Origin of the sequence: Lactobacillus sp. B4005, assembly GCF_026536045.1 — a bacterium.
GTDB lineage: Bacteria > Bacillota > Bacilli > Lactobacillales > Lactobacillaceae > Lactobacillus > Lactobacillus panisapium.
This window is the reverse complement of record NZ_JAFNOZ010000002.1, coordinates 73071-85620: the sequence shown is the minus strand read 5'-3', so window position 1 is coordinate 85620 and position 12550 is coordinate 73071. Positions and strand designations below refer to the sequence as shown.

Sequence of the window (12550 nt, the reverse complement as noted above, 5' to 3'; positions counted from 1 at the left end):
CAAACGGTTCAGGCTCGAATGGTTCTGGCAGCAATGGCTCTGGTTCTAACGGTTCCGGCTCCAACGGCTCAGGTAGCAATGGTTCCGGCTCTAATGGTTCAGGATCGAATGGTTCCGGTAGCAATGGTTCTGGTTCTAACGGCTCCGGCTCCAACGGCTCAGGTAGCAATGGTTCCGGCTCTAATGGTTCTGGCAGCAATGGTTCCGGTTCTAACGGTTCAGGCTCTAATGGTTCTGGTAGCAATGGTTCCGGCTCTAATGGTTCTGGCAGCAATGGTTCCGGCTCCAACGGTTCCGGCAGCAATGGCTCAGGTTCAAATGGCTCTGTTTCTAACGGCTCGAATGATACTGGAACGGGTGAAGAAACTGTTGGGGTAGGTGCTAATGATGCGCAAGCAACTAATCGTAAGCTTTACCATAATGCATACTTTTATGATAAAGATGGCAAACGCGCTAACCTATTAGTAGCTAAGAAGGGATCAACAATTTCTACTTTTGGTAAAGCTATTAATATAGGTAGTCGTGAATTCTACCTGACGGATAATGGTTTATATGTTGCAGTTAACAACTTTAAAGAGCAAAGACGAACTTTAAAGCATAATGCTTTTACCTATAATCAATATGGTAAGCGTGTTGGTACTAAGCTACTGAAAAAGAATAGTAAGATTGGTACATACGGTGATCCAGTTTCAATTCATGGTAAGTCCTACTACATTGTTGGTGCTAATCGTTATGTTAAGGCAGCAAATTTTAAGGCAGCTAGAAAAGAAGCAAATAACGTTGTCGCAGATGGCGTAACCTCAAATGCTGTTCTTGAGCATGATGCTTATGTATATAATGGTGATGGCAAGCGAGTTAACCAAGTAGTTCTTACGGCTGGTTCCAAGATTACGGCTGGCGATACTAAGACAATTAATAGTCGACAGTTCGTTGAAATTGCTAACGGTCATTATGTAGCAAGTGATAATGTTACAGGAACGGCTCGTAAATTAACTACTAAGGCAGCTATTTACAATAAGTACGGTAACAAGACGAGTAAGCCTGCAATGAAGAAAGGCGAAACTGTTCAGACATACGGCGATATAGTTGTTATTAAGGGCAAAGCTTACTATGCAATCGGTAACGATGAATTTATTAAGCAAACAGCCTTTGAATAGAAAATAAGGGCTAACTAAATAACCCAAAAAGAAAGAAGCTCCTATCTCATAAGAGGTAGGGGCTTCTTTTGGTCTAATCTTTAACTTGTGATAACAGAAAAATTTACTAATCAAATAATTTGTTTTATAATCATTTTAAACATATGTTCGTAATAAAGAGAGAAAAAATGAATAAAAAATTTAATCAGGAAGAATTCGACCAGATCCTTGATGATTTTTTTAAAACTTATCAAGACCGGGGGATGAAAAAATGGCAGGGTTTCTTTTTAAGTGATCATACAGCAACTATAAACAAAGACAATCGGCAACGTTCAATTATTTATCATAAAAAAAAGCCGATGACGGTAGAAGAAGTTAGTAAAATCTTAATGAATGCTTACGCTAACCATCGCCAAGTTTCAGTTCAGCTTAAGGAACTTAATATTGAGGGGAAAGTACAACCTGATATTATCGGTTTCGTACAAGGGTATCAGATAGATGAAATAGTAATTTCTGGTATCTGGATTGATTTAAATAATATAAATAATGTTGCTTTTTATTAGATATTTATGATATAGCAGAAAAATTATATTTTATTTTACTTTCTTAGAAAAGTCCGCTTTTAGATTGCGGTCTTTTTGCTTGTTTAAATACAAATGTTTAATTAAATGAATTTGTACTAGTAAGAACTAGGGAATAATTATTATTCATGAATATAATGTTTATTGTAAATTAAATTATTAATTTTATTTTTTGATAAAAAAGTGTAATTAATAAAAAATGTGTTAAAATATATTATGTAAATATAAAATATTTTATTTATAATATATTTATTGAAAGGAGATTGCCTTGAATAAAGAAAAAAATACTAAAGCTCTTATTACAACTACATTAGTTGGATTAGTATGTGGGCTAGTCTTAACGCAACAACATGTAAAAGCGGCAACAGAAGATTCTGCTAATAATCAAAGTAGTACAGCAATTGTTCAAACACAAAAGGAAAATGGTACAAACGTTTTCCCAATAGAAACAAGTGCCTATGATAATAGTGGTACAAACGTTGATCCAAATACTAAAAATAATCCGGAAGATACTAATAATAAAGAATCGGATTCTTTTGATGATATTAAGGCAGCAAATAAACAAACTAATTCAGCAACAAGTTCTGAAGTAATGGACCAGGGAACATGGGGGACTAGCAAGTGGGAATATAAGCATGAGGGAAACGATTATGTTTTATATTTGCATGAAGGGGTCTTGGGAGTACCAGAATATGCGAATTATGCATATGAGGGTATTAAGCAATTAAATAGTACTTTTACAGATCAATTAACAAAAATTAAGATTGATCCGGGTGTAGTTGCCAATAAAGATTCAAGGGGGCTATTTTATTTCTTGAATGCTTTAACTGCGATTGATGGCTTAGAAAATTTAGATACATCAAAGGTAACCACAATGGAAGATATGTTTAGTGGCTGTTTTAGTTTAACTAATTTAGATTTAAGTCATTTTGACACATCTAATGTTACTAATATGGCTAATATGTTTTCTTTTTGTGCAAATATATCGGATCTGTGTTTGAGCAACTTTAATACTTCGAGAGTAACTGATATGGAGTATATGTTTGAAGATTGTGATAATTTAAGTAGTGTAGATTTAAGCAGTTTTGACACAAACAATGTAGCTAAATTTGACCAAATGTTTCAATTATGCATTAAACTTAATCACTTAGTTCTTGGAACAAAGTCATTGTTTTCACAATACGCTGAAATGGGATTACCAGAAGTTCCATCTGTAGGCACTCTGGTACCAGGCACTGATAAGAAAGTGACTGCTCCATATTGGGTGTCCACCAGCGGTTATGAGCAGGGTAAGCAATATACATCAGAAGAACTGATGGCAATAAAGAACCGTGATCAAGTTACTACTTACGATTGGGTTTCCGCTGCACCAGTTGCAGAAGTCTCAACTGAGTCAAAAGCTGTTAGCCGGTTAATTAATATTCATCAACCTGATAATACTACAAAGACGATAACTCAAACAGCCATGATTAAGCGACAAGTAAATACAAACGAAGATGGTTCGATTGATTATGGTGCTTGGTCAACAGCATCTTGGGATGCATATGATCTACCTGTTTTTGCTGGCTATTCAGCAAGTTCAAAGCAAATTCCTGCTGCTGTTGTTGATGGGCAAACACAAGATCAAGTAGTTGATATTTTTTACGAACCAGTTGAGCAAACAATAACTGTGCAATACTTGGATAAAGGCAAGGTCGTAGGTATACAACAGCTTACCGGTTATGTTGGTGAAACGATTACGCCAAATTACCATGTTCCTGCTGGCTACGAATTAGCTGCTTCGCCTCAGCCAACCGTCAAGGTTGATGCATCAGGTAAGCAAGTAATTAAAGTTAATGTTAACCATAAATTAGTTCAGAGTACTGAAATAAGAACTTTCACACGAACAATTAACGTTCATCAGCCAGATGGCACTATCAAGACAACTAACCAAGTGGCTGTTGTTCGTCGGACGGTGACAATCGATCAAGCTACCGGTATGAGAACCACGGGCTCGTGGCACACAGATATTTGGGAAGAATATCGTTTACCAGAAATTACTGGATATACACCAACTAAGAGTGTTATTCCAATTAAGGTAATTGACGCCAATAGTCAAAATGAACGAATTGACGTCTACTATAAGGCTAACAAGTAATATTTTTAAAATAAAGAGGACTCCGTTAATGCGGAATCCTCTTTTTGTTTAGCCAAAATTTAGACTTGGTTTAGGGTTAATTCACCATGGTCGTATCTGTTACGGGTCTGCGAGTATTCAAACGGTAGACCATTATCCAAAAAGCAAATTTGCTCAACTTCAAAAACGGGGTCGGTCTGATCACATTTCAAATACAACTGATCGTAGGCGTCAGGCTTATCGGCGCGAAAAGTGCGATTGGCCTTGCCAATTTTTAAATGCAACTTGCCCTCAATATAGCTATAAATCGATTGTTCAAGCACTGCCATTGTGATACCAGGAATGACCTTGACAGGCATAATTGTATATTCCAGTCTAACAGGAAAATTGTTTAGCAAACGTTGCCGAATGATGTCATAGACAGGATCACTAAGACCAATTTTTAAATAAGATGCTTCTTTCTCAGTCGGCTCACGGGTGGCAAAGGAAATAATGTTGCTCGTTAAGAATTCGGTATTTTTAATTCTCTCGGTAAAGCCGACATGTTCGTTAGCATTATCTTTTTTAGCAATTTCCATTTCTTTTTCAGTCAAAATGAGTGTGCCATGACCACGGATAGGCTGCACGATCCCCTTATATTGCAAGAACCTAAGTGACTTGATAATCGTTACTTTACTGGTTCGGTAAATATCGGCGAGTTGATCTATATGAGGGAGTTTCTTTTGGTATTTATGCGTTAGAATATCCTGCTCAATATGGTTAGCGATTTTAACATAAAGTGGTTTAGCTGACATAAGTGTTCCCCTTAAATTATAAGTAAACAAATAGCTTTACTTACATCTTGGCAAAGATTTACATCAAGTGCAAGATGAAATAACATTAATTATGAAAGCGTTTTTAATAAAAGAAAGAAGAAAACAAATGACAAAATTTTTCTGGGGGAATTCAACTTCAAGTATGCAGACCGAAGGTGGCTGGAATGAAGGCGGTAAGAGCTTATCCGTTTATGACATTCGTAAGCCCGGCGAGCATACAAGTGATTGGCATTTTGCTAACGATAACTACCATCATTTCACCGAGGACTTTGACTATCTGCAAGATTTAGGCATGAACATGTATCGGTTCCAGGTCTCTTGGTCACGGGTAATTAAAGACGGCGATGGTGCAGTCAATGAGGAGGGGCTAAAGTATTACGATAAGCTAGTGGATGCACTGCTTGAACGCAACATTGAGCCAATGATCTGCTTATATCATTTTGATATGCCACTTCATTTAGCTCAAAAGTATAACGGCTTTGTTAATAAGCAGGTCTGTGATGCCTTTATCCGTTACGGCAAGATTATCGTTGATCATTTTGCTGACCGGGTTAAATACTGGATTACTTTTAATGAACAAAATCTTTACCATACTTCCGAAGCCTTTAATATCGCAGGTTATCTAAAGGGTGAAAAAACGTTAAGTGAGCTTTATCAAATTGCGCATAATGTCATGTATTGTCATGCCGCAATTGCCAATTATCTTCATGAAAACACGGACGCTAAGATTGGCGGCATGCTAGCCTATAACCAAGTTTACGGTGCAACCGCAAATCCGCAGGATGCTTTTGCTGCACACCAGATTGACGAGTTTTTAAATTATGACTTGCTCGATGTGTTCAGCTATGGGAAGCACTCCGCTGCTGTATTAGCCTTTATCAAAAATCATCACTTGCAGCTTGCTGTGACAGATAAGGAAAAAGAAACGATTGCAGCAGTTAAAAGCGACTTTTTAAGTTTTAGCTATTATGCTTCCAGCACAATTGATGCAAGCAAGATTCCGGCCAACACAGCACCAAATCAATATTTAGAATTTGGCCGTAAGCTTAATCCCGTTTTGCAAACAAGTGAGTGGGGCTGGCAGATTGATCCGCTGGGTTTTCGTGATGTTTTAAATAAAATCTATCAGCGTTATCATTTGCCAGTGTTTCCCATAGAGAACGGCATTGGCGTGCGTGAAGAATGGGATGGTAAAACGCCGATTCAAGATGATTACCGGATTGATTATCATCGCAGTCACATTAAGGCTATGCAGGCAGCCATTAAAGAAGATGGCGTTGATGTAATTGGCTATTTAGGCTGGGGCCTGATTGATATTTTAAGCTCGCAAGGTGACATGGACAAACGTTATGGCGTTGTGTATGTCAATCGAACTAATCATGATCTCCGAGATATGAAGCGGGTACCCAAGAAAAGTTATTATTGGCTGAAAAAGGTAATTCGGTCTAATGGCCGTGATTTATCTTGATTTTTGGAGGAATTCGATATGAACTATTCGACTAGTACACAGGCTCATCCAAAGCTGCAACGATTTTTGGATAAATTTACCGACATATCAGTTAAGATAGGTAATCAGGTGCATTTGCGCTCATTACGGGATGCATTTGCGACGTTAATGCCGATGTTTATTTTATCTGGTGTAGCTGGCTTATTTAATAACATAGTCTTTGTATGGCTATTTAAAGGTGAGACTTTAGTGAAGTTTCAAAATTTTGGTTTGGCTCTAAACAATGGGACCTTAAATGTTGCAAGTATTTTAATTGCTCCGATGATTGCCTATTTTTTAGCCAAAAATAAGTCGTTTGATAACCCAATTTCGGCTTCTGCCGTTGCTTTATCATCGGTTTTCATTATGTTGGCTTTGCACGTTAGTGTAACTCCTATCGGTGCTAAAAAAGCGGTTGATGTTACTGGTGCAATTTTATATTCACAAATTGGTACAACAGGAATGTTTGCTGGCATAATTATTGGATTATTGGCAACAGAAATTTATATGAAACTTTCAAAAGTGAAGGCACTAAAAATTAACTTGGGCGATCAAGTACCCCCTGCAGTTGGCCAGAGTTTTTCAGTATTGCTGCCTTCATTGATTACTTTAAGCATTTTCGGCATTATTGCCGCTTTGTTTGCTGCTAATAATGCCGATCTGGTTACATTGATCTCACGACTGATTCAAGAACCGCTTCGATCCGTCAACACCTCTTTGCCTGGCTTTTTATTGATTTATTCAACTGGTAACTTTTTATATACATTAGGTATTCACCAAACAGTTATCAATGGGTCATTGCTTGATCCGTTAAACTTGGTAAATATGAATGAAAATTCACTTGCTTTTGCCGCAGGTAAGCAGCCTACTCACATTATTAATACGGACTTTGTAACTGTTTATTCTCAAATGGGCGGTACGGGGCTGACAATTGCGCTAATAATTGCCGTATTTCTGGTTTCTCATTATAAGCCTTATAAAGAGGTAGCTAAGTTGGGTATGGTTCCAGGTATTTTCGAGATTAACGAGCCAATTATCTTTGGTTTTCCAATTGTCTTTAACATCCCAATGATTATTCCATTTGTGCTAAGTCCCGTAATTGGCTCACTAATTGGTTACTTTGCAACAGCCATTGGTTTTGTTAAGCCACTGTGTATTTATATTCCTTGGACCACACCGCCATTGATTAGTGGCCTTCTAGCCAGTGCTGGTGATTGGAAAGTTGTGCTAGTTCAAATTATTATTTTGTTCGTCTGTACACTATTCTATATTCCATTTATCAAAATTTCGGAGCGTGTAGCATTAAAGCAAGCAGAATTATATAAGGCCTAATTCTTATTTAGACTCGTGAAAATAACTTTCACGAGTCTTTTTATATAATAAAATAACAATATACTTAAAATAAATAAACAAATTAAGTAATTAAACTTTGTTATAAAAATGGTTAATAATAGGTATTTGCCATGTTACAATAGTAAGAACTATTTTTTACTTATCGGAGGAAATTATTAATGAAAAAGGGCGTAAAGTTCCTTGGAATATCCGCTGCCGTAACACTATTTTCAATTGCGACTGGGGCACTTGCTACTGCGGTTGTTGATGCGTCATCTAATACTGAACAAAAGCAGGAAGGAAAGACTGATAAGCAAGCTTCAAAGAGATTGGCTAAGGCCGGTTATGTCTTTCGTCTTAATCAAGATGCCAGGATTTCTCTTCATGCTCATAAGGCAGCCACGCTGCCGAAAGAAGAAGTACAGCAACTGATTAATGACCGAGTATTATTTAAAATTGACCAAGTTAGTTCTTTACGTAATGGCGTTCAAGTTCATTTAGTAGATCAGACAGGCAAGCATCAAGGCTGGGTTAATATTGTGAGCGATCTGTACAATATTAATTCAAAGAAAAAGAGCCTGCGACCATTAATTAAAGCCGAGCTTAAGGTAATGGATTATGTTGATATTATGAATATGAAAACAGCAAAAAAGCAGATGAAAAAAGTGACTAAAATTGCTAACAAGCTAACTGGCACTGATAAGGCAATTGGCCAAACTTCTGTTAAGGAGTTGCAGAAATGGCTAGGTGCAATGGAATATAAAGACATTCCCGCCCTTTTGATCGGTGAATATCCCCGGTATTAAGGCAAAATATCTTTAGTTAGTTGCTATAAAGATAAACCAAGAGGTTTGTTCCGTCAATGGAACAAGCCTTCTTTTTTGCCTACTATTCGGTTATCATTAACATAATCACTTAATATTAAAATAATTTTAATCAAACTAACTAATTAAATAAATAAGATTTTAACGCTCTAAAACTAAAGTCACTTATGATAAATATAAATTTTATTTGTGATATATTAATTAATTTTTTAAACATGGTGAACTTATGTTAATAAAAATGCAAATCAAAAGAATGTGTTTGCGCTGGCAAATGTTACTAGCGGTTTTAATCGGCTTGTTAGTTGTTGTTATTCAAGCTTTAACAATCAATCAGGTTAATGCAACTAGGGGAGTAAATAATGCTTTTTTGCATTTAACTGGTTTCGATTTTAGTGGTTCAGGAACAACCATTTATTACTTGATCTTACCTTTGATGTGTGGTTTGGCGGCCAGTAGTACTTTTCAAGAAGACAAAAGAAATCATCGCCTATCTCAGCTTCTTTCACGAAGAACGCAAAAACAATATTTGTTTTCAACCACGGCCAGTTCATTTATCGTTGGGGGATTAGTTGGAATTTTGCCCCTTTTAATTGAAGCAGGCTATTTCTTCATTAATTTTCACGTAACTAATGCTCCTACAGGACGAGACCATCAGATAATCAGTCCTTCTGGATGGGGCTATAATTTCTTTATTCATAATACGTTACTCTTTTGGCTCTGCACAATCCTCATTGCCTTTGTCTTTAGCGGACTATTCAGTCTGATGGGCTTAGTATCGTCTTATTTTGAAATACATTCGGGTGTGGAAACAATCATTCCTTTTGTTATTAGTTTTATCACCTTATTGGCAGCAAATTTGACTGGCGAGATTGAAGCATCCCTATATTACGTTTTAACACCAACATACAGTAACAGTTATTCGTATACTCAATGGATTTTATTGGGCTACTTGCTAGTTATTCTATTAGCTGTCTTTGGCTTAACTTGGAGGCAAAGCAAACAAGATGTCTTCAATTAAGCGAACTATCAAAGCAAATAAATTAAGATTATTTGTCATTGTTATTGGCTATATTTTAGCATTAATTTTGCTATATCATTTCACAGGAATTGAACGTGGGTTAGGCAAAAGGAAAGCAATCTACCAGCTATTGATGCCAAATACTTTTTATTCCGTTACTGCTTTTGCCAATGTTTTGTTAGTAATGACTGTCAGGCCATATCCAATTTTCTTTGAAAATATTCGCATAAAGTATCAAAGTGATTGGCCGTTGTTTTTATTTTGGTGGCTTAGTATATGCAGTCTAACAACTGCATTTATAACTACTTGTGTAGTACAAGCAATACTATTGTTAGATCCCGGAATATCGCAAATTTATTGGCAACCCTTTTTGCTTGTCATACTGGTTGCATTTATCAATCTATTATTTTTTCAAAGCATAATTTTAGTCTTATTTTACTTTCTAAAGCGAATAAATTATTTTTTTATCAATTGTTTACTGTACTTTTTAGCTGATGTGACGCCTGATTTTATTCATTTTCCATTATTCAACAATTTTATTAATTCCAACTACTTAGTTGGAAATCAGCTATTCAAATTGCTATGCTCATCTATGATTTTAGTGGGAATAATACTAGTTTGCTGGTATCTTAGCTGGACTATTTATGAACGGAGAGAGCGCTTATGAAATGGAGAACATACTTACCCGAGCTCTTTTCTAATAATCGTCTAGGGAAAATTATGGTTATGTGCTTTCAAGTTTTCTCTTGGTGGCAATACTGTACCAATATTGATTTTACTTACCAGCATAATATGTTTACCACCTTTCCGATAACTGGTGCCAATTTTTTGATGGCTAATCTAGCGTGGCTTTTATATTACTTAGGTGGAGAATTTTACTTAATTAATCTTTTGCAAACTAAACTTTTGGCTGCTAATCCGTTAGTGGTTATAAGAAATGAGAAGCGAACCACTATTTTCCAAAATTGTCTGTTGACGGTCGTGCTATTTTCTCTTGTATATAATTTATTATTTATTAGTTTGATTGTAATTATGACTAAAAATAAGCTTAATTATTGGTTTTTAGTAAAATTATTCAGTACTCTTTGGCTTAGTTTTACGGTTTTTATCTTATTGGCGTTAACTTGTTCTTTAATTGAACGAATTTTAGGATGGATCATTCCATTATTGCTAAGTGTGATTTCATTGGCTTTAAAGAGCAATTATTTAATCATGGTTACTAATAGCGTAACCTGGAGTGTAAATATCAGCAATGCAATCTGGTTCATTGCTTTAATAATTTCGCTAGAGCAAATTAACCAGCGACTTGAAACAAAATAAGGAGTCAAAAATGAGCTATCTTGAATTAACTAATGTTACTAAAAAAATAAATGATGAAACTGTGTTAAATGATATCAATTTAAAAATCGATCAAGGTAAGATAATTGGTTTTGTTGGTACTAATGGTTCTGGTAAAACCATGCTATTTAGAGCAATTCTTGGCTTAATAAAAATCTCTTCGGGGCAGGTTATTCTTAAAGGCCAGGAAGTGGGCTTAAATACTGAGCGACAAGTAAATGTAGGGGCAATCATTGAAACTCCTGGATTTATCAAATCTTACACTGCGCTTAAGAATTTGCAATATCTTGCTTCAATAAAAAATATTGTGGGTAAAGATGAGATAATTGCTGCAATGAAAGTTTTTGATTTGGAAAAAGTTAAAGATAAAAAAGTCAAAAAGTTTTCTTTAGGAATGCGCCAAAAGCTAGCAATTGTTCAAGCATTCATGGAAAAGCAGGAGTTACTTGTTCTTGATGAGCCAACTAATGGTTTGGATAAAGAATCTGTTCAGATTTTTGAAAACTTGATGAAGCAATTACGTGCGCGAGGAGTTACAGTTTTGCTTGCCAGTCATGATGATCGGGTTATTAAGTCAGTTGCTGATGAATATTATCAAATTGATGGTGGCAAAATTGTAAGTGACTAGTGGGAAGTAAGCTTTAGAATATCGTAATTTCGTGATTCCACTTTATATTCATGGCAAAAAGCTATATATGAATATATTGATAATAATTAGGAATGGTAGTATGATTAAACTAAAATTATTCAGCCATTTTAAGATTGAATTTGCAATATAATTGATATTCCACTTTTGTATGCTTAAAAAGTGGAATTTTTTATTTATTGATAAGTGATAAAACATTATTATAGTAGTAACATGCTAGAATTTATTGAGGCTTGATTATGATTGATTCAAAATATGGTAAAAGATTTAAACAGCTACGTTTACAAAAAAATTTTAGTCTTGATAATGCCTCAATTGGCATAACTTCTAAGTCTTCTCTGTATTATTGGGAAAAAGGGCAACGAAACATGCCCTTTGATAAAGTGGTTGCCATGCTTAACCGTATGCGGATACCGAGTGAAGAATTATATTTTGGCTTAAATGATGAGTATCGGTATATGATCGAAATTAGTGATGCGTATTTAGAAAATGATAAACAAAAACTTAAACATCTGGCGATAATTTCTCTCAAGCAATTGCGAGAAAGTTCCCAAGATAAGAACTTATTAATAAAAGCAGCAATTTCTTGTAATTTTTTAAAGTATTCTACCAATGAGTTGCTTTTTTCGCCTAAAAATTTAGCTAACCTAGAGGAACTACTTTCAGAGATTAAGGAATGGAACTTTGAAGATATTTTTAATTTTGGCAACACTTTATCTCTTTTGCCTAATAAACGAATATTTGGTTTAGCCAAGCTTTTAATCAGGGTATATCTTGAAAATAAGCCCAAAAACTACTTTAAATGGGAACATGCAGCCTTGAACACAATTTTTAATGCATCTGTTATCTTGATTATGAATGATTGCAAATATAGTGGCAAGCTAATTTCAGAGCTTAAATTACTAAAGATTGATGATATCTTTGCTTTTGAAAAAATTCGTTTAACCTTCATTTCTGAATTGGTAAATTACTCGGAAACTACAGATGATACTGAAATAATTAACCATTTTTTCCCAATTATTGAATATTTGGGTTTTGCCGATTTGAGTATGGAAATGAAAAAGGCATTTGTTAAGGTTAAAAAGATTGTTGAAGAAAGAACCAAAAAAAATAAAATTATCTGATTCTAAAATTAGTAATGCAAATATATTTAGTACCAGTTTCTGATAATTATTTGTTTTTAACTTAGTTTAATTAGTGTATTATTAAGAGATAAATTTAAGCTATTTAATTTTTTAGATATTATTAAGGAGTCTGC

At 35.1% G+C, this 12550-nt stretch carries 11 protein-coding genes; 10 read left to right on the top strand and 1 reads right to left on the bottom strand.

What is annotated here, in order from left to right; genetic code table 11:
- The 3 genes from J3U73_RS04835 to J3U73_RS04825 all read left to right on the top strand — a co-directional run.
- Window positions 1–1157: SLAP domain-containing protein (locus J3U73_RS04835; protein ID WP_267409754.1), on the top strand; the 1157-nt coding region annotated here is incomplete at its 5' end.
- 167 nt (window positions 1158–1324) lie between these two features.
- Window positions 1325–1699, top strand: coding sequence for a hypothetical protein (locus J3U73_RS04830; protein ID WP_220268350.1), 375 nt, complete (start codon window positions 1325–1327; stop codon window positions 1697–1699).
- A 286-nt stretch (window positions 1700–1985) separates the two neighbouring features.
- Entirely contained in the window at window positions 1986–3854 is a 1869-nt protein-coding gene (locus tag J3U73_RS04825; RefSeq protein WP_267409753.1) for a BspA family leucine-rich repeat surface protein, read from the top strand.
- 59 nt (window positions 3855–3913) lie between these two features.
- Here J3U73_RS04825 and J3U73_RS04820 read toward each other — a convergent pair whose 3' ends face one another.
- Window positions 3914–4627, bottom strand: coding sequence for a GntR family transcriptional regulator (locus J3U73_RS04820; RefSeq protein WP_220268348.1), 714 nt, complete (start codon window positions 4625–4627; stop codon window positions 3914–3916).
- A gap of 127 nt (window positions 4628–4754) precedes the next feature.
- Here J3U73_RS04820 and J3U73_RS04815 point away from each other — a divergent pair, with 127 nt between their 5' ends.
- The 7 genes from J3U73_RS04815 (at window position 4755) to J3U73_RS04785 (ending at window position 12416) form a co-directional block, all read left to right on the top strand.
- Entirely contained in the window at window positions 4755–6116 is a 1362-nt protein-coding gene (locus J3U73_RS04815; protein WP_267409752.1) for a glycoside hydrolase family 1 protein, read from the top strand.
- Between the two features lie 18 nt (window positions 6117–6134).
- Window positions 6135–7466: a PTS sugar transporter subunit IIC gene (locus tag J3U73_RS04810; protein WP_267409751.1), complete on the top strand. Its 1332-nt coding sequence runs from the start codon at window positions 6135–6137 to the stop codon at window positions 7464–7466.
- 179 nt (window positions 7467–7645) lie between these two features.
- Window positions 7646–8272 carry a hypothetical protein gene (locus J3U73_RS04805; RefSeq protein ID WP_267409750.1) on the top strand — a complete coding sequence of 209 codons (627 nt, stop codon included), beginning with the start codon at window positions 7646–7648 and terminating at the stop codon, window positions 8270–8272.
- Window positions 8273–8516: 244 nt separating this feature from the next.
- Entirely contained in the window at window positions 8517–9308 is a 792-nt protein-coding gene (locus J3U73_RS04800) for a hypothetical protein (RefSeq protein WP_267409749.1), read from the top strand.
- Window positions 9309–9971: 663 nt separating this feature from the next.
- Complete coding sequence (locus tag J3U73_RS04795) at window positions 9972–10628, top strand: hypothetical protein (protein WP_267392303.1); 657 nt, start codon at window positions 9972–9974, stop codon at window positions 10626–10628.
- A gap of 10 nt (window positions 10629–10638) precedes the next feature.
- Window positions 10639–11274, top strand: coding sequence for an ATP-binding cassette domain-containing protein (locus tag J3U73_RS04790; RefSeq protein WP_267409748.1), 636 nt, complete (start codon window positions 10639–10641; stop codon window positions 11272–11274).
- 257 nt (window positions 11275–11531) lie between these two features.
- The gene (locus tag J3U73_RS04785; RefSeq protein WP_267409746.1) at window positions 11532–12416 is read left to right on the top strand and encodes a helix-turn-helix domain-containing protein; all 885 of its coding nucleotides are present in this window, start codon (window positions 11532–11534) and stop codon (window positions 12414–12416) included.
- Window positions 12417–12550 lie beyond the last annotated feature (134 nt).